The 25,999-nt window shown below is 69.4% G+C and carries 28 protein-coding genes and 1 tRNA gene; 18 read left to right on the top strand and 11 right to left on the bottom strand.

From position 1 onward, the window contains the following. The first annotated feature begins 207 nt into the window (after positions 1-207). Together PV734_RS13795 and PV734_RS13790 are read left to right on the top strand one after the other, a co-directional pair. Positions 208-1,623 carry an NAD-dependent malic enzyme gene (locus PV734_RS13795; RefSeq protein WP_319090363.1) on the top strand — a complete coding sequence of 472 codons (1,416 nt, stop codon included), beginning with the start codon at positions 208-210 and terminating at the stop codon, positions 1,621-1,623. A 358-nt stretch (positions 1,624-1,981) separates the two neighbouring features. Continuing rightward, positions 1,982-2,263, top strand: coding sequence for an HU family DNA-binding protein (locus tag PV734_RS13790; protein WP_006374476.1), 282 nt, complete (start codon positions 1,982-1,984; stop codon positions 2,261-2,263). Between the two features lie 310 nt (positions 2,264-2,573). On the opposite strand, the gene murA is transcribed toward PV734_RS13790, so the two are convergent. Continuing rightward, complete coding sequence (gene murA / locus PV734_RS13785) at positions 2,574-3,920, bottom strand: UDP-N-acetylglucosamine 1-carboxyvinyltransferase (RefSeq protein ID WP_319090696.1); 1,347 nt, start codon at positions 3,918-3,920, stop codon at positions 2,574-2,576. 303 nt (positions 3,921-4,223) lie between these two features. Here murA and PV734_RS13780 point away from each other — a divergent pair, with 303 nt between their 5' ends. The 11 genes from PV734_RS13780 to PV734_RS13730 all read left to right on the top strand — a co-directional run bounded on the left by PV734_RS13780 (position 4,224) and on the right by PV734_RS13730 (position 16,623). After that, complete coding sequence (locus PV734_RS13780; protein ID WP_319289651.1) at positions 4,224-4,799, top strand: YqgE/AlgH family protein; 576 nt, start codon at positions 4,224-4,226, stop codon at positions 4,797-4,799. A 29-nt stretch (positions 4,800-4,828) separates the two neighbouring features. Continuing rightward, positions 4,829-5,125 (top strand): DUF3039 domain-containing protein, encoded by a 297-nt coding sequence (locus tag PV734_RS13775; protein ID WP_319090361.1) that lies wholly within the window; start codon positions 4,829-4,831, stop codon positions 5,123-5,125. 282 nt (positions 5,126-5,407) lie between these two features. Next, positions 5,408-6,724, top strand: coding sequence for an extracellular solute-binding protein (locus PV734_RS13770; protein ID WP_319289649.1), 1,317 nt, complete (start codon positions 5,408-5,410; stop codon positions 6,722-6,724). A gap of 47 nt (positions 6,725-6,771) precedes the next feature. Next, a complete protein-coding gene (locus PV734_RS13765; RefSeq protein WP_319090359.1) occupies positions 6,772-7,689 on the top strand; it encodes a sugar ABC transporter permease in 918 nt (305 codons plus the stop codon). A 77-nt stretch (positions 7,690-7,766) separates the two neighbouring features. Next, positions 7,767-8,573, top strand: coding sequence for a carbohydrate ABC transporter permease (locus PV734_RS13760; RefSeq protein ID WP_319090695.1), 807 nt, complete (start codon positions 7,767-7,769; stop codon positions 8,571-8,573). A 1-nt stretch (position 8,574) separates the two neighbouring features. Next, positions 8,575-10,245: a beta-N-acetylhexosaminidase gene (locus PV734_RS13755; RefSeq protein ID WP_319289647.1), complete on the top strand. Its 1,671-nt coding sequence runs from the start codon at positions 8,575-8,577 to the stop codon at positions 10,243-10,245. Between the two features lie 291 nt (positions 10,246-10,536). After that, positions 10,537-11,430, top strand: coding sequence for an FAD binding domain-containing protein (locus PV734_RS13750; protein ID WP_044471667.1), 894 nt, complete (start codon positions 10,537-10,539; stop codon positions 11,428-11,430). Continuing rightward, complete coding sequence (locus tag PV734_RS13745) at positions 11,427-13,166, top strand: 2Fe-2S iron-sulfur cluster-binding protein (RefSeq protein WP_415924203.1); 1,740 nt, start codon at positions 11,427-11,429, stop codon at positions 13,164-13,166. The genes PV734_RS13750 and PV734_RS13745 overlap by 4 nt, the downstream gene beginning before the upstream one ends. Next, complete coding sequence (locus PV734_RS13740; RefSeq protein WP_319090357.1) at positions 13,163-15,472, top strand: xanthine dehydrogenase family protein molybdopterin-binding subunit; 2,310 nt, start codon at positions 13,163-13,165, stop codon at positions 15,470-15,472. Before PV734_RS13745 ends, PV734_RS13740 begins: the two co-directional genes overlap by 4 nt. Continuing rightward, a complete protein-coding gene (locus PV734_RS13735; protein ID WP_319090356.1) occupies positions 15,469-15,612 on the top strand; it encodes a hypothetical protein in 144 nt (47 codons plus the stop codon). The genes PV734_RS13740 and PV734_RS13735 overlap by 4 nt, the downstream gene beginning before the upstream one ends. 138 nt (positions 15,613-15,750) lie before the next feature. Further along, the gene (locus PV734_RS13730) at positions 15,751-16,623 is read left to right on the top strand and encodes an SUKH-4 family immunity protein (RefSeq protein WP_415924202.1); all 873 of its coding nucleotides are present in this window, start codon (positions 15,751-15,753) and stop codon (positions 16,621-16,623) included. Positions 16,624-16,662: 39 nt separating this feature from the next. Here PV734_RS13730 and PV734_RS13725 read toward each other — a convergent pair whose 3' ends face one another. The 5 genes from PV734_RS13725 to PV734_RS13705 form a co-directional block, all read right to left on the bottom strand. After that, entirely contained in the window at positions 16,663-17,196 is a 534-nt protein-coding gene (locus tag PV734_RS13725) for a VOC family protein (RefSeq protein ID WP_319289645.1), read from the bottom strand. Between the two features lie 152 nt (positions 17,197-17,348). Further along, on the bottom strand, positions 17,349-17,762 hold the full coding sequence (locus PV734_RS13720) for an SgcJ/EcaC family oxidoreductase (RefSeq protein WP_319289643.1): 414 nt from the start codon (positions 17,760-17,762) through the stop codon (positions 17,349-17,351). Positions 17,763-17,854: 92 nt separating this feature from the next. Beyond that, complete coding sequence (locus PV734_RS13715; RefSeq protein WP_319289641.1) at positions 17,855-19,147, bottom strand: hypothetical protein; 1,293 nt, start codon at positions 19,145-19,147, stop codon at positions 17,855-17,857. A gap of 264 nt (positions 19,148-19,411) precedes the next feature. Then, positions 19,412-19,669: a hypothetical protein gene (locus PV734_RS13710; RefSeq protein ID WP_319289640.1), complete on the bottom strand. Its 258-nt coding sequence runs from the start codon at positions 19,667-19,669 to the stop codon at positions 19,412-19,414. Next, on the bottom strand, positions 19,666-19,893 hold the full coding sequence (locus PV734_RS13705; RefSeq protein ID WP_319289638.1) for a hypothetical protein: 228 nt from the start codon (positions 19,891-19,893) through the stop codon (positions 19,666-19,668). Before PV734_RS13705 ends, PV734_RS13710 begins: the two co-directional genes overlap by 4 nt. A 502-nt stretch (positions 19,894-20,395) precedes the next feature. On the opposite strand from PV734_RS13705, the gene PV734_RS13700 reads away from it, so the two are divergent. Next, positions 20,396-20,626 carry a GntR family transcriptional regulator gene (locus PV734_RS13700; RefSeq protein ID WP_319289636.1) on the top strand — a complete coding sequence of 77 codons (231 nt, stop codon included), beginning with the start codon at positions 20,396-20,398 and terminating at the stop codon, positions 20,624-20,626. Positions 20,627-20,641: 15 nt separating this feature from the next. Here the strand turns inward: PV734_RS13700 and PV734_RS13695 are convergent, their stop codons facing one another. The 4 genes from PV734_RS13695 to PV734_RS13680 form a co-directional block, all read right to left on the bottom strand. After that, a complete protein-coding gene (locus tag PV734_RS13695; protein ID WP_319289634.1) occupies positions 20,642-20,839 on the bottom strand; it encodes a hypothetical protein in 198 nt (65 codons plus the stop codon). 89 nt (positions 20,840-20,928) lie between these two features. Next, positions 20,929-21,777, bottom strand: a complete 849-nt coding sequence (locus PV734_RS13690) for a helix-turn-helix transcriptional regulator (protein WP_319289633.1) — start codon at positions 21,775-21,777, stop codon at positions 20,929-20,931. 12 nt (positions 21,778-21,789) lie between these two features. Further along, positions 21,790-22,308 carry a DUF6879 family protein gene (locus tag PV734_RS13685; protein WP_415924201.1) on the bottom strand — a complete coding sequence of 173 codons (519 nt, stop codon included), beginning with the start codon at positions 22,306-22,308 and terminating at the stop codon, positions 21,790-21,792. After that, on the bottom strand, positions 22,289-22,555 hold the full coding sequence (locus PV734_RS13680; RefSeq protein WP_319289631.1) for a hypothetical protein: 267 nt from the start codon (positions 22,553-22,555) through the stop codon (positions 22,289-22,291). The genes PV734_RS13685 and PV734_RS13680 overlap by 20 nt, the downstream gene beginning before the upstream one ends. A gap of 342 nt (positions 22,556-22,897) precedes the next feature. Between PV734_RS13680 and PV734_RS13675 the strand changes: the two genes are divergently transcribed. Further along, positions 22,898-23,491 (top strand): hypothetical protein, encoded by a 594-nt coding sequence (locus PV734_RS13675; protein WP_319289630.1) that lies wholly within the window; start codon positions 22,898-22,900, stop codon positions 23,489-23,491. A gap of 68 nt (positions 23,492-23,559) precedes the next feature. Here the strand turns inward: PV734_RS13675 and PV734_RS13670 are convergent. Further along, a tRNA-Cys gene (locus tag PV734_RS13670) sits at positions 23,560-23,631 on the bottom strand. Between the two features lie 246 nt (positions 23,632-23,877). On the opposite strand from PV734_RS13670, the gene PV734_RS13665 reads away from it, so the two are divergent. The 3 genes from PV734_RS13665 to PV734_RS13655 are packed head-to-tail and all read left to right on the top strand — an operon-like array spanning position 23,878 to position 25,974. Continuing rightward, on the top strand, positions 23,878-25,347 hold the full coding sequence (locus PV734_RS13665) for an MFS transporter (RefSeq protein WP_319289629.1): 1,470 nt from the start codon (positions 23,878-23,880) through the stop codon (positions 25,345-25,347). Positions 25,348-25,387: 40 nt separating this feature from the next. Beyond that, positions 25,388-25,588 (top strand): CopG family transcriptional regulator, encoded by a 201-nt coding sequence (locus tag PV734_RS13660; protein ID WP_415924200.1) that lies wholly within the window; start codon positions 25,388-25,390, stop codon positions 25,586-25,588. Beyond that, positions 25,585-25,974 carry a type II toxin-antitoxin system death-on-curing family toxin gene (locus tag PV734_RS13655; protein ID WP_319289627.1) on the top strand — a complete coding sequence of 130 codons (390 nt, stop codon included), beginning with the start codon at positions 25,585-25,587 and terminating at the stop codon, positions 25,972-25,974. The genes PV734_RS13660 and PV734_RS13655 overlap by 4 nt, the downstream gene beginning before the upstream one ends. Positions 25,975-25,999 lie beyond the last annotated feature (25 nt).

Genomic DNA, 25,999 nt, shown 5'->3' with positions numbered 1-25,999 from the left:
GCGGGTCGGTGCCACTGAACATCAAGAGGTCCATGCCACCACGTGGCGTGGGCCTCTTTGTGTTGACGTTCGTGTTGACGTTCGTGTCGAAGAACTTATTGAGAACAAAACGTTCGCAATCGAGGCCCCGCTACCAGCTACTCCGCGGTAGGTGCGACGATCGGACGGCAAACCAAGCATCAGGGTGAAAGCAGAAGGAAGTCGGCCATGGCAACGGCGCCCAGCGTCTCCTACTCGATCACGGTCCGGTTGGAGGTGCCCGCGAGCGGAACCGCGGTCTCCCAGATCACCACCGCCGTGGAGTCCTCCGGAGGCTCGGTGACCGGCCTCGACGTCACCGCTTCCGGCCACGAACTGCTCCGGATCGACGTCACGATCGCGGCGACCTCGACCGCGCACGCCGACGAGATCGTGCAGAAGCTCCGCGGCATCGAGGGCGTCAGCCTCGGCAAGGTCTCCGACCGTACGTTCCTCATGCACCTCGGCGGCAAGATCGAGATGCAGTCCAAGCATCCGATCCGCAACCGTGACGACCTCTCGATGATCTACACCCCGGGCGTGGCCCGCGTGTGCATGGCGATCGCCGAGAACCCCGAGGACGCCCGCCGCCTCACCATCAAGCGCAACACCGTCGCGGTCGTGACGGACGGCTCGGCGGTGCTGGGCCTCGGCAACATCGGCCCGATGGCCGCCATGCCGGTCATGGAGGGCAAGGCGGCCCTCTTCAAGCGCTTCGCCGACATCGACGCCTGGCCGCTGTGCCTGGACACCCAGGACACGGACGAGATCGTCGCGATCGTCAAGGCGATCGCCCCGGGCTTCGCCGGCATCAACCTGGAGGACATCTCGGCGCCGCGCTGCTTCGAGATCGAGGCCCGGCTGCGCGAGGCCCTCGACATCCCTGTCTTCCACGACGACCAGCACGGCACCGCGATCGTCGTCCTGGCCGCCCTCACCAACGCCCTGCGCGTCACGAACAAGTCGATCGGTGACATCCGGGTCGTCATGTCCGGCGCCGGCGCGGCCGGTACGGCCATCCTCAAGCTGCTGATCGCCGCCGGCGTCAAGCAGGCGGTCGTCGCCGACATCCAGGGCGTCGTCCACGCGGGCCGCGCGGACCTGGTGAACGCCGCGCCCGACTCCCCGCTGCGCTGGATCGCCGACAACACCAACCTCGACGGCCTCACCGGCACCCTCAAGGAGGCCGTGCGCGGCGCCGACGTCTTCATCGGCGTCTCGGCCCCGAACGTCCTCGACGGCGACGACGTGGCCGCGATGGCCGACGGCTCGATCGTGTTCGCGCTCGCGAATCCCGACCCCGAGGTCGACCCGGCCATCGCCCGCCAGACGGCCGCGGTCGTGGCCACCGGCCGCTCGGACTTCCCGAACCAGATCAACAACGTGCTGGTCTTCCCGGGTGTCTTCCGCGGTCTCCTGGACGCGCAGTCCCGCACGGTCAACACCGAGATGATGCTCGCGGCGGCGACCGCACTCGCGAACGTCGTCTCCGAGGACGAGCTGAACCCGAACTACATCGTGCCGAGCGTCTTCAACGACAAGGTCGCGGGCGCGGTGGCCGGCGCGGTGCGGGACGCCGCGAAGGCGGCGGCCGCCACCGAGTAGGGGCCCGCACGGGGCGACGCGCCCCATGTGTGACGGTTGCCACGGGCCCCCGTACCGGCGCGTCGGGGGCGCCAGGCCCCCGGGCGCCTCTAGGGTGGCGGCCAGGTTCAGCCTGTCGGCCCCGGCCGCTGACGCTTTCCGTCCGACTCCCAAGGGTGTTCGTGTGACTCCCAGGGGTGCCGGATTGGCTTTCCCGCCGCAGGTGGGGGCAGGATGCGTCTTCGGGCGTGAGGGTCCGACGGCGGACCCGGGTCCGGGGACCCACCGAGGACCCTGGCAGCATCGGCTTCGCTGTGCCCCCCATGCGGTTCCACCGCGGGGCACGCCTCAACAGCAAGAAGAACACGGGAGTAACAACATGAACCGCAGTGAGCTGGTGGCCGCTCTGGCCGACCGCGCCGAGGTCACCCGCAAGGACGCCGACGCCGTTCTGGCCGCGTTCGCCGAGACCGTCGGTGAGATCGTCGCCAAGGGCGACGAGAAGGTCACCATCCCCGGCTTCCTGACCTTCGAGCGCACCCACCGTGCCGCTCGCACCGCGCGCAACCCGCAGACCGGCGACCCGATCGACATCCCCGCCGGCTACAGCGTCAAGGTTTCCGCGGGCTCCAAGCTCAAGGAAGCAGCCAAGGGCAAGTAAGGGCGCCTGTTCGCCGTTGTGGCTTGGTGCCACGGGCGACTGCCGGCCCGTAGTGGCTGGTCGCGCAGTTCCCCGCGCCCCTTCGGGGCGCTTCAGCTGACGCCGATGGGGCGGTCACCCGAGTCCGGGTGACCGCCCCATCGGCGTTCGTGCGACCGCTGCGGTTATCCGAGGGCCTTGCCCGGCAGCTCCACCTTCGCGCCCAGTTCGACGAGCTTCTCCATGCTGTGCCTTCCCGGGGGATGACCCCCGGACCCCCAGCCGAGACCCGGAGCGGGCCAGGGCGGGGGTGGGAGGAGCGGGAGGACGGCTATCCGAGGGCCTTGCCCGGCAGCTCCACCTTCGCGCCCAGTTCGACGAGCTTCTCCATGAAGTTCTCGTAGCCCCGGTTGATCAGGTCGATGCCGTGCACCCTGGACGTCCCCTGGGCGGCCAGGGCGGCGATGAGGTACGAGAAGCCGCCCCGGAGGTCCGGGATGACCAGGTCGGCGCCCTGGAGGCGCGTGGGGCCCGACACGACCGCCGAGTGGAGGAAGTTGCGCTGGCCGAAGCGGCAGTGCGAGCCGCCGAGGCACTCGCGGTAGAGCTGGATGTGCGCACCCATCTGGTTGAGCGCGGAGGTGAAGCCGAGGCGCGACTCGTACACCGTCTCGTGGACGATGGACAGGCCGGTGGCCTGCGTCAACGCGACGACCAGCGGCTGCTGCCAGTCCGTCTGGAATCCGGGGTGTACGTCCGTCTCCAGGGCGATCGACTTCAACTGGCCGCCGGGGTGCCAGAAGCGGATGCCCTCGTCGTCGATCTCGAAGGCACCGCCCACCTTCCGGTAGGTGTTCAGGAACGTCATCATCGACCGCTGCTGGGCGCCGCGGACATAGATGTTGCCCTCGGTCGCCAGCGCCGCCGACGCCCACGACGCGGCCTCCAGGCGGTCCGGGAGAGCCGCGTGGTTGTAGCCGTCGAGCTTGTCGACCCCGGTGACACGGATGGTGCGGTCCGTGTCCATGGCGATGATCGCGCCCATCTTCTGCAGTACGCAGATGAGGTCCTCGATCTCGGGCTCCACGGCCGCGTTGGACAGCTCGGTGACGCCCTCCGCCAGTACGGCCGTCAGCAGCACCTGCTCGGTCGCGCCCACGGACGGGTACGGCAGCTGGATCTTCGTACCGCGCAGCCGCTGCGGAGCCTCCAGGTACTGCCCGTCCGCGCGCTTCTCGATCGTCGCGCCGAACTTCCGCAGCACCTCGAAGTGGAAGTCGATCGGCCGGCCGCCGATGTCGCAGCCGCCGAGACCCGGGATGAACGCGTGTCCGAGGCGATGCAGAAGGGGGCCGCAGAGCAGGATCGGGATCCGGCTCGAACCCGCGTGCGCGTCGATGTCGGCGACGTTGGCGCTCTCCACGTGCGACGGGTCCATGATCAGCTCGCCGGGCTCCTCGCCCGGACGGACCGTCACCCCGTGCAGCTGCAGCAGCCCTCGTACGACCCGGACGTCACGGATGTCGGGGACGTTGCGCAGTCGACTTGGCCCGCTGCCCAGCAGGGCGGCGACCATGGCCTTCGGTACGAGGTTCTTCGCACCGCGGACACGGATCTCGCCCTCCAGCGGGGTGCCGCCGTGGACAATCAGTACGTCGTCTGTGCCGTTGACCGTCATGTATCTCGCGTTCCGGTGAGTTGGGCGGGGGGTGTTGGCGGGCCCGTCGTGCAGGACGCGGTCGTACAGGCACGCGCCGGAGCCGAAGAGCAAGGGTAATCGCCGCACACCCCCCTTCCGTAAGCCCAAGCGCCGCTCAGCCGTGTCATAGGTTTGCCACAACACGAACCGTTCGCCGCCGGGCACATGCGGTCACCGGTGTGGGCGCGCGCCCCGTCCCGCTTCCGTACCCCCTGACCTGCCTTGCTCCCGGTACCCCGATTGGCTCCCCGCGCGGAGGGAAGATGCGAGATCATGTCTGGCATGACCGAGGTGTCCTCGCTCACAGGGCGACTGCTCGTGGCAACGCCCGCCCTGGCGGACCCGAACTTCGACCGCGCGGTGGTGCTTCTTCTCGACCACGACGAGAAGGGTTCCGTCGGCGTAGTCCTCAACCGCCCGACGCCGGTGGACGTCGGCGACATCCTGGAGGGCTGGGCCGAACTCGCGGGTGAACCGGGGGTCGTCTTCCAGGGCGGCCCGGTCTCCCTCGACTCGGCGCTCGGTGTCGCGGTCATCCCCGGCGGCGGCGGATCCGGCGAGCGAACCCCGCTCGGCTGGCGGCGCGTGCACGGCGCGATCGGCGTCGTCGACCTGGAAGCGCCGCCGGAGCTGCTCGCGAAGGCACTCGGGTCGCTGCGTATCTTCGCCGGGTACTCGGGCTGGGGTCCCGGACAGCTGGAGGACGAGCTGGCGGACGGCGCCTGGTACGTCGTCGAGTCGGAGCCCGGAGACGTCTCCTCACCGGCGCCGGAACGCCTGTGGCGCGAGGTTCTCAGACGCCAGCGCAGCGAGCTGGCGATGGTCGCCACCTACGCGGACGACCCTTCGCTCAACTGACGGGTGTGACCTTCAGTACCCTTGCGTTTATGAGCACTCTTGAGCCTGAGACCCAGCCCCAGCGCGGGACTGGTACGGGGACCCTCGTCGAGCCCGCGCCGCAGACCTCGCACGGCGACGGCGACCACGAGCGCTTCGCCCACTACGTCCAGAAGGACAAGATCATGGCGAGCGCCCTCGACGGGACTCCCGTCGTGGCGCTGTGCGGCAAGGTGTGGGTACCGGGGCGCGACCCGAAGAAGTACCCGGTCTGTCCCATGTGCAAGGAGATCTACGAGTCCATGGGCGCCGGCGGCGACGAGGGCAAGGGCGACGGCAAGAACTAGGGCCGTACCGGCGGCCGTTCGATAGGTCGGCTGCTCGACAGGTCTGTAGGCCGGTGGTTCGGTCGCGTGGTGGTCCGAGGTCCTCAGGGTGCGTTTTGGCGCGCCCTGGGGACCTTTGTGCTGTCTGTCGTTGCACGGAACGCGTCGCCCGGTCACAGAGTGGTGGAGAGGTGGTCAAGACCTCTTGTGGCCGTGTCCCCGAAGTCTCTAGCCTCCGTGGTGTTGTGCAGAGCGAAACATCCATTGCGTATGTTGCAACGCTTTCACCGGAGGAAACGTCAGATGAACCTCTCTGTCAGATCTGCCCGACTGGCCGCCTCCGTGGCCGCCCTCACCCTCGCCGGGCTCACCGCGACCGCTTGTGCCCCCCAGGCCGCCGACAACACCTCCTCCGGCAAGGACGAGCAGACCGGCACCCTGCGCGTGTGGCTCTTCCAGGAGGTCGGCAACACCCCGAAGGAGAAGGTCGTCACGTCGGTCGTCGACGCCTTCGAGAAGGCCCACAAGGGCGCTGACGTCAAGGTCGAGTACATCCCCGTCGAGACCCGCGCCCAGCGCATCAAGGCCGCCTTCAACGACCCGAAGAGCGCCCCCGACGTCATCGAGTACGGCAACACGGACACCGCCGGTTACGTCGCCGACGGCGGACTCCTCGACGTGAGCAAGGAGTTCGCGGCCTGGGGCGAGGCGAAGGACACCGACCCGACCGCCCGTCAGTCCGTCACCGTCGACGGCAAGGTCTACGGCGCCCCCTTCTTCGTGGGCGTCCGCGCCCTGTACTACCGCACCGACATCTTCAGGGAACTCGGCCTCAAGGTCCCGAAGACCATGGCCGAGTTGACGACCACCGCGCACGCGATCCGGGCGGCGAAGCCCGACCTGTACGGACTCGCGGTCGGCGGCGCCTTCACCTACGGCGCGATGCCCTTCATCTGGGCCAACGGCGGCGAACTCGCCACGGGCCGGGGCGGTTCGTACGCCTCCGCCATCGACAGCACCGCCGCCCAGAAGGGCATCAAGGCCTACACCTCCCTCTTCGGCGACGACAACTGCCCGGCCGCCAAGTGCGCCGGCATGGGCGGCAACGACACCATCACCGCGTTCGCCGCGGGCAAGGCCGGCATGGCGATCGGCGGCGACTTCAACCACACGGCCGTCGAGGCGGGCAAGGTCAAGGGTGACTACGCGGTCGTACCGCTGCCGGGCGTCACGGCCGGCTCGGTGGCACCGGCGTTCGCGGGCGGGAACAACCTCGGTGTGCTGAACAGCACTTCGCACCGCACGCTCGCCGTGGCCCTGATGGAACAGCTCGCCTCGAAGCGGACACAGTCCGAACTCTTCGACGCCATGGGCTTCCTGCCGACGTTCGCCGACACACGCGACGCGGTCGCGAGGAAGCAGCCGTACGTCGCGCCCTTCGTGAAGACCCTCGCCGCGGGCACCAAGTTCGTGCCGGCGTCGCCCGCCTGGTCCCAGATCGACTCCTCGCTGGTCCTGCCGACGATGTTCCAGGAGATCGTCAGCGGCAAGAAGGATGTCGCGGCGGCCTCGGCGGAGGCGGCGAAGAAGATGGACGACGTGTTTGGCTCCGCCGGGTGAGGCGGGTGACAGCGCCTGGTGGGTCGGGGGCTGGGGCGCGTTGGCGGGTGCGGGTGGTCGGTGGCTTGTCGCGCAGTTCCTCGCGCCCCTTGGGTGGGTCCAGCGCCCCTTGGCTCTATCTCGCGCCCGCTCTGGTGGTCCTTGGCGGGCTGCTCCTCTACCCCGTCTATCAGCTCGGGCTGATCTCCTTCTTCCACTACACCCAGGCGCAGGTCAGCGGTGGTGCGCCGACCACCTTCGAGGGGTTCGGCAACTACCGGGAGATCTTCTCGGACTCCCAGTTCTGGCAGGTGCTGCTGGCGACGGTCGTCTTCGCGGCGGCCTGTGTGGTCTCCACGCTCTCCGTCGGCTGCGCCCTCGCCGTCCTGCTCACCCGCGTTCGCGCCCTGCCCCGCCTCGCGTTGATGCTGGCGGCGCTCGGCGCGTGGGCGACCCCCGCGGTCACCGGCTCCACGGTCTGGCTGCTGCTCTTCGACCCCGACTTCGGCCCGGTCAACCGGGTGTTGGGCCTCGGCGACCACTCATGGACGTACGGACGGCTCAGCGCCTTCCTCCTCGTCCTGCTCGAAGTGGTGTGGTGCTCCTTCCCGTTCGTGATGGTCACGGTGTACGCCGGCATCCGCGCCGTACCGGCCGAGGTGCTGGAGGCCGCGGCCCTGGACGGCGCCTCCCAACTGCGCGTCTGGCGTTCGGTGCTGGCGCCGATGCTCCGGCCCATCCTGGTGGTCGTCACCATCCAGTCGGTCATCTGGGACTTCAAGGTCTTCACCCAGATCTACGTGATGACGAACGGGGGCGGCATCGCCGGCCAGAACCTCACCCTCAACGTCTACGCCTACCAACAGGCCTTCGCCTCCTCCCAGTACAGCCTCGGCTCGGCGATCGGGATCGTGATGCTGCTGATCCTGCTCGCAGTGACCCTCGTGTACCTGCGGCTGCTGCGCAGGCAGGGGGAGGAACTGTGACGCACGGCAACGTTGTCCAGGGTGGGGGCGGTCGAGGGGTCCGGGGTGTTCACCGCTTCGTACGGCGGCCCTGGCGGCTGGCCGCCGAGGCGTCGGCGCTGTTGATCGCGGCCGTCGTCGCCTTCCCCCTCTACTGGATGGTGCTCAGCGCCTTCAAACCGGCCGGCGAGATCGAGTCGACCGAGCCGAGACCCTGGACGACGGACCCTTCCCTGGACTCCTTCCGGCGGGTCTTCGGGCAGCAGGAATTCGGCCGGTACTTTCTCAACAGCCTGGTGGTCGCCTGCTCCGTGGTCGTCGTCTCGGCGCTGATCGCCTTTCTCGCGGCGACCGCCGTGACCCGATTCCGGTTCCGTTTCCGGACCACCCTGCTGATCATGTTCCTGGTGGCCCAGATGGTGCCCGTGGAGGCGCTCACCATCCCGCTGTTCTTCCTCATGCGGGATTTCGGGCAGTTGAACACTCTGGGCGCCCTGATCCTGCCCCACATCGCCTTCTCCCTGCCCTTCGCGATCTGGATGCTGCGGGGTTTCGTGAAGGCGGTTCCGGAGGCGCTGGAGGAGGCCGCCTACATCGACGGGGCGAGCCGGTCGCGATTCCTGTGGCAGATCCTTTTCCCACTGGTCTTCCCGGGGCTGGTTGCCACCAGCGTGTTCTCGTTCATCTCGGCCTGGAACGACTTCCTGTTCGCCAAGTCGTTCATCATCAGTGACACCTCCCAGTCGACGCTGCCGATGGCCCTGCTGGTCTTCTACAAGCCCGACGACCCGGACTGGGGAGGCGTGATGGCAGCCTCCACGGTCATGACGATTCCGGTGCTGGTCTTCTTCGTACTCGTGCAGCGCCGACTGGTGTCGGGGCTCGGTGGAGCGGTTAAGGACTGACGTGACTGACGTGACTGAGCTGGCTGATCCGACTGATCGGGCTGAAGTGATTCCGGCGCCCGGGACCGTGCGGGACGTCCGTTCCGCGGGCGGCTTCGTGTTCGACGAGAACACGGTGATCGACGCCGGGCCCGGCACCGAGGCGACGGCCCGCTGGCTGCGTAACGTCCTCGGGGCGGCGACCGGGCTCGCGCTGCCACCCGGCGCGGGGGACGACGGCGAGACCGTCAGGCTGCGGGTTCTGCCCGAGGACGCCGGCCATCTCGGCCCGGAGGGCTACAAGCTGTACGTCAGCGGGGACGACATCACCATCCACGGCGGTGGACCGGCCGGTGTGTTCTGGGGCGCGCAGACACTCCGTCAACTGCTCGGCCCCGACGCCTACCGGCGTGCTCCGGTCACCCCCGGCCGGCAGTGGCTCGTCCCCGGCACATTCGTCGAGGACACCCCCCGCTTCCGCTGGCGCGGACTCATGCTCGACGTCGCCCGGCACTTCATGCCCAAGGAAGGCGTCCTGCGCTACCTGGACCTGATGGCGGCGCACAAACTCAACGTCCTCCACTTCCATCTGACGGACGACCAGGGATGGCGCGTCGAGATCAAGAGGTACCCGAGGCTGACGGAGGTCGGTTCCTGGCGGGCCCGGACCAAATTCGGCCACCGCGCCTCACCGCTGTGGGAGGAGAAGCCGCACGGGGGCTACTACACCCAGGACGACATCCGCGAGATCGTCGCCTACGCCGCCGAGCGGCATATCCGCGTGGTCCCCGAAATCGACGTACCGGGGCACTCGCAGGCCGCGATCGCCGCGTATCCGGAACTCGGCAACACGGACGTCATCGACACGACCTCCCTCTCCGTCTGGGACACCTGGGGCATCAACAAAAACGTACTCGCCCCCACTGACAACACCCTGCGCTTCTTCGAGGGCGTCTTCGAGGAAGTCCTCGGACTGTTCCCGGGGGAGTTCGTCCACGTCGGCGGCGACGAGTGCCCCAAGGACCAGTGGCGGCAGTCGCCCACCGCGCAGGCCCGGGTCCGTGAACTCGGCCTCGCGGGCGAGGACGCGTTGCAGTCGTGGTTCATCGGACACCTCGACAAGTGGCTCACCGCGCGCGGGCGTCGGCTCATCGGCTGGGACGAGATCCTGGAGGGCGGTCTCGCACCGGGCGCAGCCGTCTCCTCCTGGCGCGGATACGCGGGCGGCATCACCGCCGCGCGCGCGGGTCACGACGTCGTCATGTGCCCCGAGCAGCAGGTGTACTTGGACCACCGTCAGCACGACGGCCCCGACGAACCCGTCCCCATCGGGTACGTCCGCACACTTGAGGATGTCTTCCGTTTCGAGCCGGTTCCCCCGGAGTTGGGCCCCCAGGAGGCGCTCCACGTCCTGGGCACCCAGGCCAACCTGTGGACCGAGGTGATGGAGGACGCGGGGCGCGTGGACTACCAGGCCTTTCCTCGGCTGGCCGCCTTCGCCGAGGTCGCCTGGAGCGCCCTGCCCGCGCCCGCCGAACGGGACTTCGCCGACTTCGAACGCCGGATGACCGCCCATTACGGGCGACTTGACGCCCTCGGCGTCGGTTACCGGCCGCCGACCGGGCCGCGTCCGTGGCAACAGCGGCCCGGCGTTCTCGGACGCCCGATCGAGGGAACGCCCCCGAACGTGTGAGGCGGCCGGGGAAGCGGTGTGTCGCCGTACGCGGGGCACCGGGACTTCGAAAACCCGTCCCCCTGAGAGGAGAAACGCACACAACGGGCATCGAAGAGCACAATCGGAACTGATCGGTGATGCCGTGCGAAAACGGACCATCCCTCTGACGGGAGGGGCTAATGCCTCCTGGCGGACCCCCGCGTTCGGGTCTCGCGAGAATGTGCCAGAGTTGCCACGTCCGCCCTGTCAGCACGTACCGTACGGCAACACAGGTGGGACCAGGTGGGGCAGCGGGAAGGGGCAGCCGGTTTGACCACGCACGCACCGCAGGCGGCGCAGGCCGTGACGCTGCCCGCCTCGTTGGACGAGGCCGTCGCGGCGCTCGCCGCCATGCCGACGGCCGTCCCCGTGGCGGGCGGTACCGACCTCATGGCCACCGTCAACTCCGGACAGCTCAGGCCGGCCGCGCTCGTCGGCCTCGGCCGGATCAGCGAGATCCGCGGCTGGCAGTACCAGGACGGCCACGCCCTGCTCGGCGCCGGACTCACCCACGCGCGGATGGGCCGCCCCGACTTCGCCGCCCTGATCCCGGCCCTGGCCGCCTCCGCGCGTGCCGCGGGCCCGCCGCAGATCCGTAACGCCGGCACCCTCGGCGGCAACATCGCGACGGCCGCCCCCACGGGGGACGCGCTTCCCGTACTGGCCGCCCTGGAGGCGACGCTGATCATCGCGGGCCCCGGTGGCGCCCGTCGGGAGATCCCGGTGTCGCACCTGCTGGCGGGCGTCGAACTGTTGCGGGCCGGTGAACTCATCGGCTTCGTGCGCGTGCCCCTGCTGCACGCGCCCCAGGTCTTCCTGAAGGCCACCGGACGCACCGGCCCCGGCCGCGCCCTCGCGTCCGTCGCACTCGTCCTCGACCCCGCCCGGCGCGGAGTCAGGTGCGCCGTCGGCGCCATAGCGCCGATGCCGCTGCGGCCCCTGGACGCCGAGCAGTGGGTCGCCCGGCTCATCGACTGGGACAACAACCGCACGATCGTCCCGGAGGCACTGGGTGCCTTCGGCGAGTACGTCGCGGCGGCCTGCATTCCCGACCCGGTTCCGGCCGAGGACGGCTCCGTACCACCGCTTCCGCCCGCGGTCCTGCATCTGCGGCGCACCGTCGCAGCGCTGGCCCGACGAGCACTGGGGAGGGCACTGTCGTGACCGACGACCAGTACGGCGACGACCAGTACGGCGACCGGCGCGGGAGTCAACAGCGGGAGCAGCCCGGGGATCAGCGCGCGGAAGGCGCTCCCCGGGGCGGGGGCCGCTGGGACCCGCTGCCCCAGGGTGACTACGACGACGGTGCCACCGCCTTCGTGAAGCTCCCCGAAGGGGGCATCGACGCGTTCCTGGCCTCCGTGGACAGCCCGCTCGCCGCGCCCGGCCACGGCTACGTACCCCCGCAGATCGCTGTGGCGCCCGGGGCCGAGGACGGCTCCCCGGGCGCGCCCGGCGCGTGGGGCCCGCCACCCGCGCACCCCCAGTGGCCGGACCCGAACGCCGTGCCCCAGGAGGCCGCGCGGCAGGACGGGTTCAGCTACGACCAGAGTTCCACCGGCCAGTGGGCCTTCGACCAGGGAGCCGGTGCGCCGGACGCCGCGGCTCCCGGAGTCGCGGGCCGCGAGGTCACCGGAGAGTGGCGGATCCCCGTCGCCGGGGGTGACCTTCCGGACGAATCGGGCGAGTTCAGCACCTCGGCACTGGTCGAGCAGTGGGGCGGCACGCCGCCCGCCACGCTCCCCGGCGGCGCGCCCGCGCCCTGGGCCACGGAGGGGGCGGGCCAGCCCTGGGCGGCCGGACTCGACACCGAGCCGGGATCCGACGGCACGATGGGCGCGGGGACGACGTACGCGCCCGAAACCGGGCACGACACGGAGCGCCGAACGGACGGCCCCGGTCGTACGACGGACGGGATCGGTCGCCCGGTCGACGCATCCGGTCACGCCGGCACCGAAGACGATCACGCAGGTGCCGACGCCGGTCACGCGGCCGTCGACGAGGATCATGGCCCCGCCGAGGTCCCGCACGACCCCGCTGAAGCGCCTGACGGCCCCGCAGAAGCCGCCGTGGAGCTCGCGCCTGCTCCCGGGCCGGAAAGCTCGCCGGAGGCCGCTGAGGAGGCCGTGGCGGGCGAGCCGGACGCGGACACCGAGGCATCCGGTGCCACGGCGACCGACGAAAAGCCCGTCACAGAGCCCGCCACGGAGCCCGACGGAGCCGACGCGGCCCCCGGACTTCCCGGCGAGGAACACCCCCTCGCCTCCTACGTGCTGCGCGTCAACGGCTCCGACCGGCCCGTCACCGACGCCTGGATCGGCGAGTCGCTGCTCTACGTACTGCGCGAGCGCCTCGGCCTCGCCGGCGCCAAGGACGGCTGCTCCCAGGGCGAGTGCGGGGCCTGCAACGTCCAGGTGGACGGACGGCTCGTCGCCTCCTGCCTGGTGCCCGCGGTCACCGCCGCCGGCAGCGAGGTGCGCACCGTGGAGGGCCTCGCCACCGAGGGCCGCCCCTCGGACGTGCAGCGGGCGCTCGCCAAGTGCGGTGCCGTGCAGTGCGGTTTCTGCATCCCCGGGATGGCGATGACCGTGCACGACCTCCTGGAGGGCAACCCCGCCCCGACCGACCTGGAGACGCGCCAGGCCCTGTGCGGCAACCTGTGCCGCTGCTCCGGCTACCGGGGCGTCCTGGAGGCCGTCCGCGAGGTCGTCGCCGAACGCGAGGCGCACGCCGCCGAAGCCGACGGGGACGACGGCGAGGCCCGCATCCCGCACCAGGCCGGACCGGGCGGAGGCGGGGTCAACCCCTCCGCGTTCGACGCCCCCGGCTTCGAACCCGCCCGGAACCACGACGCCCACGCGTACGACCAGGCTCACGGCCAGGACGGAGGCGAGACGTGAGCAACGAAGCCGCCACCGCCACCACGGCCGCGGAGTCCGCCCCCGACGCGGAGGCACTCCCGCACGGCCTCGGCGTGTCCCTTCCGGCCGCCGACGCGCGCGCCAAGACGGAGGGCACGTTCCCGTACGCGGCCGACCTGTGGGCCGAGGGCCTGCTGTGGGCCGCCGTACTGCGCTCACCGCACCCGCACGCGCGCATCCTCTCCATCGACACGACCCACGCGCGCGAGATGCCCGGCGTACGGGCCGTCGTGACGCACGAGGACGTGCCCGGGGCCGAACTGCACGGCCGCGGCAGAGCCGACCGCCCGATGTTCGCCTCGGAGGTCGTACGCCATCACGGGGAACCCATCGCCGCGGTCGCGGCCGACCACCCGGACACCGCGCGCATGGCGGCGGCGGCCGTCATCGTCGAGTACGAAGTACTCGACCCGGTGACCGACCCCGAGCAGGCCTTCGAGGCCGAAGCGCTGCACCCCGACGGCAACCTGATCCGGCACATCCCGCTGCGGCACGGCGACCCGGACGCGATCGGCGAGATCGTCGTGGAGGGCCTCTACCGGATCGGCCGCCAGGACCCGGCCCCCATCGGCGCCGAGGCGGGCCTCGCGGTACCGCGCCCGGACGGCGGTGTGGAGCTGTACCTCGCCTCCACGGACCCGCACGCGGACCGCGACGCCGCCGCCGCCTGCTACGGCCTCGAACCGGAGCGGGTGAAAGTGGTCGTCACGGGAGTCCCCGGCGCCACCGCCGACCGCGAGGACCAGGGCTTCCAGCTCCCGCTCGGCCTGCTGGCGCTCAAAACGGGCTGCCCGGTGAAACTGACGGCGACCCGCGAGGAGTCCTTCCTGGGCCACGTCCACAGACACCCCACCCTCCTGCGCTACCGCCACCACGCGGACACCGACGGCAAGCTCGTCAAGGTCGAGGCACAGATCCTGCTCGACGCGGGCGCGTACGCGGACACCTCCGGGGAGGCCCTCGCGGCGGCCGTGTCCTTCGCCTGCGGCCCGTACGTCGTCCCCAACGCCTTCATCGAGGGCTGGGCGGTGCGCACCAACAACCCCCCCTCGGGCCATGTGCGCGGCGAGGGCGCCATGCAGGTCTGCGCGGCCTACGAGGCCCAGATGGACAAGCTGGCGAAGAAACTGGGCGCCGACCCGGCCGAGCTGCGCCTGCGCAACGCGATGGCCACCGGAGACGTACTCCCGACCGGCCAGTCCGTCACCTGCCCCGCCCCTGTCGCCGAACTCCTCCAGGCGGTACGGGACTTCCCGCTCCCGGCGCTCCCCAAGGACACCCCCGAGGACGAGTGGCTGCTCCCGGGCGGCCCCGAGGGCGCGGGTGAACCGGGCGCGGTCCGCAGGGGCGTCGGCTACGGCCTGGGCATGGTCCACATGCTCGGCGCCGAGGGCGCGGACGAGGTCTCGACGGCCACCGTCAAGGTCCACGACGGCATCGCCACGGTCCTGTGCGCCGCCGTGGAGACAGGCCAGGGCTTCACCACCCTGGCCCGCCAGATCGTCCAGGAGACGCTGGGCATCGACGAGGTCCAGGTGGCTCCCGTCGACACCGACCAGCCCCCGGCCGGCCCGGGCGCCCGGGGCCGTCACACCTGGGTGTCGGGCGGCGCGGTGGAACGGGCCGCGAAAATGGTCCGCACCCAGCTCCTCCAGCCCCTGGCGCACAAGTTCGGCATGTCCACGGAGCTGCTCCAGATCACCGACGGCAAGATCACCTCCTACGACGGTGTCCTGTCGACCACGGTGACGGAGGCGCTGGACGGCAAGGAACTGTGGGCCACGGCACAGTGCCGCCCGCACCCCACGGAACCCCTCGACGAGGCGGGCCAGGGCGACGCCTACGTGGGCCTCGCCTTCTGCGCGATCCGCGCGGTGGTGGACGTCGACATCGAACTCGGCTCGGTACGCGTCGTGGAACTGGCGCTCGCCCAGGACGTCGGCCGCGTCCTCAACCCGGCGCAACTGGCGGCCCGTATCGAGGCGGGCGTCACCCAGGGCGTGGGCATCGCCCTCACCGAGAACCTGCGCTCCGCGCGCGGGCTGATCCGCCACCCCGACCTCACGGGCTACGCCCTGCCGACCGCGCTGGACGTCCCGGACATCCGCATCGTCAAGCTGGTCGAGGAGCGGGACGTGGTCGCCCCCTTCGGCGCGAAGGCGGCGAGCGCGGTACCGGTGGTGACGTCCCCGGCGGCCATCGCGTCGGCGGTACGCGCGGCGACGGGCCGCCCGGTGAACCGCCTGCCGATCCGTCCGCAGGCAGCGGTGGTGACGACACCGTGACGAATCCGACGCCGACACCCTCTCCGGAAGGGGAGCCGCGCTACGAGCCGGGGCCGACGCCCGGCAAGGTGCTGGCGTGGGTGCTGCTGTTCCTGGTGGCGGCGGTCGTCGTGGTCGTGGGCGGCGTGTACTTCGGCTGAGACCGGGTTTGATCGCAGGTCAGAGGCTGTTGTCAGTGGTGCCGCGTAGTGTTCTGGGCAGTGGGAGGGCCTGCCGGGCAGCGGACGTTTTCGACGTCGCGTCCGGGGGACCGTGAGCAACCATGCGCGGGGGAAACCATGAGCACGACGATCACTCTGTCCAGGGGCGAGCCGCTGACGCGCGTGGGCCTGCCGGCCGGCAGGGGCCAGGTGAGGTTCGGCGCACTGCGCACCGAGGCCGTACGAAGCGGTGCGGTGCGTACCGGAGCCCTGCGTACGGTGGCGGACCCGGCACCCGACCGCCCCGCCCCGCTGGACCGGCGCTTGCCGGGTTCCCCGCTGGAAGTCCTGCGGCGGTTCGCGGCGGCGACCGAGGAGATGGCGACCGCGCGAGGTCAACTGGCCTTCTCCGCCGACAGCTTCGGCCCGCGGACGCTGGCGGAGACCTCCCGGCGCCTGCTGATGGTGTTCGCCCAGGGCTCCGGCGGCGATGTGCTGCCGTACTGGAAGATGGCCGCCCTGATCCGCCCGCTGGCCCGGATCGCCGCCTCCGGCGCGGAGTCGGGCCTCGCCCTCGACCTGCCCGCCCGGCTCCTTGAGCAGGAGTTCGGCCACGCCAAGGTGGCCCGCTTCGAGGACGTCGACTTCCCGGCCCCGCTCACCCATGAGCCGACCCGTCGCTTCCTGAGCGGCACGGGACTCCCGGAGGACGGTGCCCACTTCGACCCGGACACCGACATACCGCTGCCGACCCTCGCGGAGTACTGCGCGGACGAGGAGACGGCCACCGAACCCCCTTCGGATGCGGGGGACTTGATCCGCCTGGGGCACCTGTCCGAGGGCAACAGCCTGGTGCTGGACGGGAGAACGGGCGCGGTCCTCGTCTGGGACGAGGCAGATGCCACCGTGCACCGCCTGAACACGGACGTCTCGACCCTCGCCTTCACCTTGTGGCTGATGCACCGGGCGAAGACGATCGACTTCGACGGGGAGGCGGGGCGGGTGCTCTGAGGTGGGGTGGTGCTCGCGGCCGCGAACCCGCCTCTCAGGTCAGCCGGTTGGCCTCACGGGCGTACTGCTGCGCCCGTGCCGGCGACCGCTGAGCTCGGCGTCGAACGTCTCCTGGGACAAGCGCATGGCCTCGGCGTACACAGGGTCCCGCAGCCGCTTCCACATCTCCTCCTCGGAGACTTCCTCGACGCGGCTGACCACCCACCAGATATTGCCGAACGGGTCCTTGACGCGGCCCCCGCGCTGGCCGAAGGCGTGGGTCGCCACAGCGGTGACGACCTTGCCACCGGCGGCCAGGGCCTGTGAGAACGCCTTGTCCGCGTCGGCGACGAACACACGCAGCAGACTCGGCATGACGGGCCAGTCGGCACTCCGGTCGAAGGCCAGGACGACGGTGTCGCCGACCCGGATCTCACCGTGTCCGACGGAGCCGTGCTCCGTCAGCACCCGTCCCAACTCCTCGCCGTCGAACGCCTGGGTGACGAAGTCGAGGAACGCCCCGGTGTCGTCGGTGACGACCCAGGGCGCGACGGTGGTGTAGCCGTCCGGGGTGGGGCTGGTCTGCTGTGGCATGGGATACCTCTCATGGATGTCGGACTGTGGGCGAGGACGCTAGGAGAGATATAGGCCTTGTTCTGTCCTAGACGGTCGATCGGAGGTCTCGCCAAGGCCAACTGGCTCTGCCGCGCCCTCGTCCCATGCGTACAGCCGACCCCTGGAACCGATCAGTCGGCGTCGACCCCCGTGTTCTGGCAGGCGGTCAGCAACCAGCGGCCGTCGTCCTGCTTGGACATCACATACAGCGGGGCGCCCTCGCTCTGGTCGCCCGGGGCCAGGTAGAGCTGACGAACCTTGACCGCCGCGACGTCCGGGCGAATGAAGAACACATGGACCACCTCGTAGGTGACCTTGCCGTCCCAGTCCGCCGCAGGGAGGACCTTGCGGGTGAACTCCGAGATCGCGTCGAGTCCTATGAGTACCTTGCCGCCGCTCGTCGTCCAGACCGCGTCGGGGTGGAAGAGGGCGAGGAACTCATCGGGGTCCTTGTACCGCTGTGAGTGCTCGACGGTGGCTACGACCTGCTCGATGGCGTGGATGGCTTCGGTGTCTGCTGCGTGCGCCGTGAATTCTGTGGTCATGCGAACCACGGTGCTGGCTCAAGCACGGTTGAGGTCAAGAGACGGTGGATCACTGGCCGTTGAGCACATGGGTTCGCGGGCTGCTTTTGGCGTCACAGGCCGGCAGCGGTGAGGATTCGATACATCCGGGCCTGCCGCAAAGCGGAGTTGGCAGCGGCATCGTCGGCGACTTGAGGGTCCGGGTCCGACAGCAGCTGGTCCAGCAGCGATTCCGTGATGTTGGGGTGACGGGCGACACCACGGCGCAGGAAGGGCTCGGTCGACGTGGCGAGTCGCTGAAGGGCCGGCACGGGTAGTTCCGGGTCTTGCAGGGCGAGGTAGCGCGCGTTCGGAAGCGGTTCGTCGACGAACGTGCGCAGCGTGTGACGGGGGAAGTTGGGGTGGTCGACGAGTCGAGGCCGGATGTGGGACACGTCGCCATGGCCGCGGAGCAGCCGTTCCAGGACGTCCGAGGGCGTGTCCGGCCGACGGGCGGCGGCACGGCGAACCGCGAGATCAGGGTCGTTGTCCAGCCGATGCCATGCGGCGGCAGGAAGGTCACGGCAGGAGGCCAACATCCGCCGGAATATCGGGTACTCGCAGTCCAGGTATGTCATTCGCTCGTCGAGAGGGGCGTCATAGAACCATGTCGGTTCGCTGAAGTTCCACGTCAGGGCAATGTCGGCCGCAGTACTTCCGCCCGCGCGTTCGGCTTCTACGAGCGCGTACAGCCGGTCACGGGTTTCGGCGTCCACGTGGCGACTTTGCGCCACCGCGACCCGCACGTACGGGTTGTCGATGTCCAGCAGTCGGACGACCATCTCCGCCGACAGATGCGGGTTGGCGGCGACGGACTGATGGACGTCCTCGTCGTCGCTCCGCAAGAGCTGTGCGAACTGGTCCAGTGTGAGCGGCGTATGGAACGCCACGTTGACCCGCGTAGCAGGATCAGCGAAGCACCGGTCCCTCCATTCCGGAGGAACACCCGGCTGCCTCTGTACGGTGGCGGCCGCACGGACCTCTGGGTCCGGATCGGCGAGCAGTCCCACCTGCACGGCGAGGGGCCGGCTGTCCCAGGCCCGCGCGACTGCGGCGCGCAGTTTCGCATCGGGCGCGCCGACCAGGGCGGTCCGAGGCCGACCGTAGGCTTCTTCCAGACCTTCGATACTGATCCGCCCACCGCGATCCACCGTGTCATGGACGAAGTTCATGTGCGCGTCACGGATCGCCGGATCGGTATGCTCCGCGATCCTTCGGCGCATCGCCGGAGAGATCCGGTCCCCGTGAAGGTGTACGGCGGTCCCGTCGTCGCCGTGGGCCAGCAGAGCCTCGACAACCGCGTCCTCCAGCCGCCCCCGACGCTGTGGCATCCCACCTCGGCCGGCCTTGTGCGCGGCCAGACGCACCAGGACGTCCTGAGGGGCTGCTGGGTTCCTTGCGAGCCCGGACAGTCGCGGATGGTCGAGGCTTGTCATGCGCCCAACCTAGTCGGGCGCCGCGTTCGAGTCCGCTGCTCGACCTGAGTCGGACAAGCGGAGGCCTGCGGCGGGAATCGACCGCCACAGAGGGACCCGGCACTCCCTATGGGTTGCCGGGCGCTCTCGTGCACGCGGGGTGGTGTGGAACGGCAGATGTCCCACATCCAACCTCGTGCGTGCCGTCCGGTGTTGCTACGCCGTGCGGCCAGGGATGCGCTCACCTTGGTCGGCTCGCGTCACCCTCGCGTGGTCGGTGACGACGCGGCGGAAGCGGTCGTGACCCGTCCGTCCCGTGTGGCGGAGGGCCCAGTCCTGGGCGTCGTTCTGCTCACCCTGCGGGCCGGAGTCCTCACCGCACTCGTGCGCGGTACAGAAGATCTCGAAGGCGTACCCACCCTCGGGTGTGTGACTGATCGTGTGGTCAACGAAGCGGTACATGGCTCGGGTCACAGCACGGCTCCAGAGCTCTGCGCGTTGGCCACTTTGACCTTCACCGACAGCGCCTCTTCCGGGGCCAACGACTCGGTGGCGCGAGGGTCTGCCTCCCATTCAAGACCGCCGCCGAGCGGGCGCAGCATGAAGTAGGGGCCAACCTTGCCCATGAACTCGCCGACACGGTTCCTGACCGTGTCTCGTACCAGGGCGCCCGGCTGGGGAAGTTCGGCGTCGTTCATACCGTCGCTCCGTGGAAGTGGATACCGATGGTTGCCAGAGTGAGAGCGGCGAGAGCGGTGCGCCGATCCCTCTGCCGCTGGCGCTCTCGCTCCTGCTCGTGCTGGATCACGTAGGTCCGGACGAGCGATGAGCTGTCGGCCACAATCACGCCGAAGCGATCTTGACCCTGGGCCGACAGGGGCGGCCCGGTCGGGCGGGGAGCAGGGCACACCACAACCAGCGTCTGTGCTGGCTCGTCCGTGAGTGGGTGCTGTGTCGGCGCGAGAGGGGCGCGGCGCTTGCCGGTCGATGGCATGAGCCACGAGAGAAGGACTGCCAGTAGGCTTCGCACGTCAATCACTCCTTGTGTGATCGGCCATGCCCCGGGACGGTTGCCTCCGCCGCCGGGGTCTTCCTTTGGGGTGCTGCTGGTCGTGCTGTCAAGGTTTTGCGACATTGAGAATACGCGTATACGAGTATACGCGGTCGCGTGATCTCGCAAATACGCGGACGCTGAGAACCATGGATCTTGACCGCAGCAAGCCGGTATGGCCCCAGGTGGCGACGGAACTGCGCCGCCGCCTCGACGCTGGGCAGTACCCGTCCGGCGAACGCTTCCCCGCCGTGAACGAGCTGGCCGCCGAGATGGATGTAGCACCGTCCACGGTGCAGAAAGCCGTGGCCGCTCTTCGTGAGGAAGGGCGGCTCTACACCGTGCTCGGGCAAGGCTCGTTCGTGAAGGATGACGAGTAGGCGGAGCGGTCGTCATCAGTGGCCGTCGGGATGCCTGGCCAAGAGGACGTTGCAGTCGGTCACCGTGGTGCCGTCACCGCTGGCTTTTGCCCGGCTCCGTACCTTCGCCAACTCCAGGCATCCGGCGCAGCCTTCAACGGGAGTGGGCTCCAGTCGCTCCGTGCGGTCCGGCAGAACCACCGGTGCGCTCGGGTATCGCTTTGGTTCGGTCATGCCGACCCCTTCGCGTCGTCCGTATCGCGACAACGCTAGGAACGCGGCGGCCCCAACTGGAAGCAGGTTCTACGAGATTGCACGGGGGTTCACCCGAGAGAGTTCATGGCCCCTGTTATCAAGGCGCGGGCGTCCGCTCCGTAGACGGCCAACTCAGCCAGCTCGGCGAACGTTTCGGCGTACATGGATACTTCGCTCGGTTGCGTGATCGTCAGGTAACCCGAGACCAACTCGACGTTGACCTGTGCCGCGTCGTACAGCCAGAAGCCCTCTACAGGCCAGCGGGCACGATCTGGCCGCATCGGCACAACTCCCATGCTCACGTTGGGAAGTGAGCCGATGGTGATCAGATGGCCGAGCTGCCCGACCATGACCTCTGACCCGCCGATGCCGGATCGTAGGACCGACTCCTCGACCAGGAACGCGAACTGTCGTCCCGCCTCGTAGAGAACCCGCTGACGCTCCATGCGGGCCTCCACGGCATCCTCCACATCGTCTACGAGGCCGCGCCTCTGCTGGATCGCTCGCAGCGCTGCCGTGGTGTACGCATGCGTCTGGATCATGCCTGGCACGAGCCACGACGAGTAGGAGCGGAACCGGCGGGTGCGCTCGTACAGCGGCAACCTGGCTTCCTGGGCTTGGCGCAGGCCCGCGCGTTCCATGCGCCGCCACTCGATCCATGTGCCCTCGACCGCGCGGAGGGAGGCAACCAGGTCTTCCGCCTGATCCTCCACGCCGCACGCTGCGCACCATGCCCGGATGTCGTCGGCCGAGGGAGGCGTACGGGCGTTCTCGATGCGCGACGACTTGGAGGCGTGCCAGCCACAGATACGGGCGATGTCGCGCCCGGTGAGCCCGGCATCCCGGCGGATCTCACCGAGACGATCGGCGAGAACCTGCCGGGCCTGCTGGACACTTGATGATGCGGAAAGTGCCATGGTGGGTGTGGATCAGACCGGCCGGTACTCCTCGTGCGGGATGGCTCGTTCCCAGGCCGCTTCGTACGCCGCCGCGTACTGCTTGGCCAACGTGGGATCCGAGAGGACTTCCATGCGTGGGTCAGTCCACTGACCGTCCCCACTGAAGTGGTGCAGGATCACGGTCTGTTCGTCCATGACCCAGCCGTCCAGCGCGGGCAGCAGAAGGCCACGGGCGCGAGAGCGAGGCAGCCAGCGCACATCCTCACCCGCTGCCACGTTGGTGAACGTACCGTCGTACTCGTATCGGACGTAGTCACTCAACGGCTCGGAGACGACGCGCAGCCGACGCATGACCACACCCCGGCTGGTCGTCTCGGCGACGATGTCCAGCCATGACCGCCACCACGACTCGCGGTCGTCCGGGTCGTAGCGGTGCCCTTCCTGCCAGCGGATGAACTCCGGGTCGTCCCGCATGTAGCTGTCCCGCATCTCCAGGTGCATCGCGGAGCGCTGAGCTTTCGCCAGCTCCTCACGTACTGCTGTTGCCACCGTTGACCTCACTGTCCGGGCGCGGGATGAACTGGAGCATGTTGGCAGGGAGACGGATCACGGTCTCGTGGTCGGGCACGTCGGTCGAGTGCCCGGGGACCGAGCCAACTTCCGCCGCCTGCTGGATGGTTGCCGCATCTGCCTTCCACGACTGGATGATCAGGTCCCCCGTCGTGTCGTCCAGCCAGATGGTTGGCGAGCCGTCGTCCGGGGTGTTGGGCCAGATCCCCAGGAACTGTAGGGCCATTGCGCGCTCCTTCACCGAGGGGGTTGCACGGGTGTGCACGAGCGTCGCCCGCATGGCTGAGGGTCGTCAAGAGCGCACAGCTGACGGCGCAGCGGATGCGGAATGTGGTGATGGTCGTTCCACACATGGTTGACGCCGTGCGGACGGACATCGCGAAGCAGCTGGACGGCTTGATCTGGAAGCCCGAAGACGGCCCGACCGGACGATGACGATGGGGCCGCTGGGAAGCGCGTGCGGCCCGGTAAGGGGCCGCTGAAGGCCGCAGTTCCTTGATATGAGACGTGCGGCCCAACCTGCCGAAACCTGTGCACATCCGGTGCCTGGCCGCGACATCCTGCCGTCATGGGCGAAGGACTTGTGGCGTTGGTGACGGCGGGCGTCGGGCTGGTCGGTGCACTTGGCGGAGCAGCTATGGGCGGACTGGCTGCGGTCCGTGGGGCGCGTATGGGGGCAGAGACCACGGCGCGCGCGACGATTGAACAGGCACGAACCCAGGAACGGGCCCAGCACGACCACTGGTTGCGGGATGAAAGAAAGCGCGCGGCGGTCCTCATGCTTGAGGCGTATGACAGGTTCACTATTGCCGCATCCAACGTCACGCGCATGTTCGACCTGGAGATCGAGGCATCACCGGATGTCTGGAGCGCCTACAACTCAAGCATGAACGAGATTCGGAGGGCCTACTTTCCCCTCCGTCTCCTCGGACCTGTTCGGGTACATCAGGCGGCACGTGAGTTCTGGCGCTTGATCGAGCAGTACAACGAGGAGATCCAGGAGTGGGCCGACGGCATCACGACGGCGACCGAAGAAACAAGGGCTGAGTGGCGGTCTCGCGAGGAGCAGCAGAGGTACGCACTCGGAGGCGCACACAGCGACCTGATTGATGCTGTGAGCGCGTCGTTGCAGGGCAACGATGCCCTTTCGCTCCCCGACTGAACCGGAGGAGCAAAAGGGCGGCACCCTTCCAGGGTGCCGCCCTTTCGTTTTGCCTGGTCACGCACTTGAGGCCGTGGCGGGAATCGAACCCGCGTAATTCGCTTTGCAGGCGAATCCCTGAACCACTCGGGCACACGGCCATGCTGGAAGCGGAGCTGAGGAGCGGTCCTTGTGGCCGTTACCTTGTCCGTTCCGAACTTCGTGACTTGACCGTAGGGGCGGGGAACCCGGGGGATCAAGCGAACCGGGCGTCCTGCAATGGGACTGCCATACGCCGTTCATGAACAGGGGTGGGGTCGGCGCCTGCGGGAGTACGACCAAGGTCGCAGACGGGCCCCTACCTCCGACAGGGGTCAATGTCGGTGACGACCCTTACGCTGGCCTGCATGACCTCCCTGGAACCGGGTGACACCGGCGTCGCCACCGACCCTGCCGACACGGGCACCGCTCCGGCCGCCGTACCCGGTGAGGGGGTGCTGGGGCGTCCCTATCGGGCGCTCAGTATCGGGATCGTGTCCGTCGTGCTGCTGATCGCCTTCGAGGCGACGGCCGTGGGGACGGCCATGCCCGTGGCGGCGCGGGAGCTGGACGGGGTGTCGCTGTACGCGTTCGCCTTCTCCGGGTACTTCACGACCAGTCTCTTCGGGATGGTGCTTGCCGGGCAGTGGTCGGATCGGAAGGGGCCGCTCGGGCCGTTGACCACAGGGATCGCCGCCTTCGCCGCCGGGTTGCTGCTGTCCGGGACCGCCGGGGTCATGTGGCTGTTCATCGCCGGGCGGGCCGTGCAGGGGCTCGGGGGTGGGCTGGTGATCGTCTCCCTGTACGTCGTCGTCGGGCGGGCCTATCCGGAGCGGTTGCGGGCGTCCATCATGGCCGCGTTCGCCGCCAGTTGGGTGGTGCCCTCCGTCGTCGGGCCGCTTGCCGCCGGTGCCGTCACCGAGCAGCTCGGCTGGCGGTGGGTGTTCGTGGGGATACCAGTGCTTGTGGTTTTTCCGCTCGCCCTCGCACTGCCTCAGATACGGCGGCTGGCCGGCGGGGCCGTGAAGGCGGGGGCGCGGGACGAGCGGGGGGACCGGCGCCGGATTCGGCTGGCCTTCGGGATCTCGTTCGGCGCCGGGCTGCTTCAGTACGCCGCCCAGGATCTGCGGTGGGTCTCGGTCGTTCCAGGGCTCCTCGGAGTCTCGTTGCTCGTGCCCGCCGTGCGCGGGCTGCTTCCCCGGGGGACCTATCGGGCCGCGCGCGGGCTGCCGTCCGTCGTCCTGTTGCGTGGAGTGGCCGCGGGGTCTTTCATCGCCGCCGAGTCCTTCATCCCCCTGATGCTCGTCACGCAGCGGGGGCTGTCGCCGACGATGGCCGGGTTCTCGCTCGCGGCGGGCGGGGTGACGTGGGCCGTGGGGTCGTGGGTGCAGGCGCGGGCACGGATGGAGCCGTACCGGGAGCGGCTGATGACGTACGGGATGGTGGTGGTCGCTCTCTCCATCGCCGCGGCGCCCGCCGTGCTGATCGACGCCGTGCCGGTGTGGACCCTCGCGGTGGTGTGGGCGTTCGGGTGCTTCGGGATGGGGCTCGTCATCGCCAGTACCAGCGTGCTGCTGCTCCAGCTCTCCGCGCCCGAGGAGGCCGGTGCCAACTCCGCCTCGCTGCAGATCTCCGACGGGCTCTCCAACGTGGTGCTGCTGTCCGGCGGGGGTGCGGCGTTCGCTGCGCTGGGCGGGGGGTCGGTGGCTGCTCACGCCTCCGCCGTGTCGGCGGGCGGCTCCCATCCGGGCGCCTTCGTCGTCGTGTTTCTGCCGATGGCGGGGGTGGCGTTGGTGGGGGCCTGGGTTACTACGCGGGTGCGCGTAACTTCTGCCTGATTGGTGCTGGTCTAACCCTATTGGGCGGTACCTTTTCGTCGTGGCTATGAACCTGCGTCTCCGCGACGATCAGACGGAAGCTCTGAAGCTGCGTGCCGAGGAGGAAGGCGTGAGCATGCACGCCATCGTGCTGCGGGCTGTGGACGACTACTTGGCCAGAACCGCTCACGAGGCGCTGGTTCGTAGGACAGCCAAGGAGCAGACCGTCAAGTGGGCTGAACTGCTGGAGCGGCTCAAGTGACGTACGTCTATCTGTCGGGTGAGGACGTTCTGGGCATCGCGGGCTTCGCTGTCGAGGACCGGCGCTTTGTCGTTCGGGACGTGGGTCTGGTGGCGGCAGCCGCGCATCGGCCCTCGGCCTCACCGCTCGGGCAGGAGGCCTACACCGGCCTGTTCGACAAGGCGGCAGCCTTCCTGCAGTCGCTCCTGGTCGACCGCCCCTTCGATATCGGAAACAGGCGCACCGCGTGGACCTCCTGCGTCGTCTTCCTGGCGCTGAACGACGTACAGCTGCGGCCGGACATCGACGCCGCCGAGCGTCTGGTGATCGCGGTGGCGAGCGGCAGCGTGGACGAGGTCAAGGCCATCTCCGAGGTCCTGCGAGATCTGGCCGAGCCGTCGGTGTGAGCTGAGTCCCATCCCCGGGTCCCCC

Source organism: Streptomyces sp. AK08-02 (assembly GCF_033795085.1).
Lineage (GTDB): Bacteria > Actinomycetota > Actinomycetes > Streptomycetales > Streptomycetaceae > Streptomyces > Streptomyces echiniscabiei.
The sequence above is the reverse complement of the archived record's forward strand: the minus strand, read 5'-3'. Positions and strand labels throughout refer to the sequence as shown.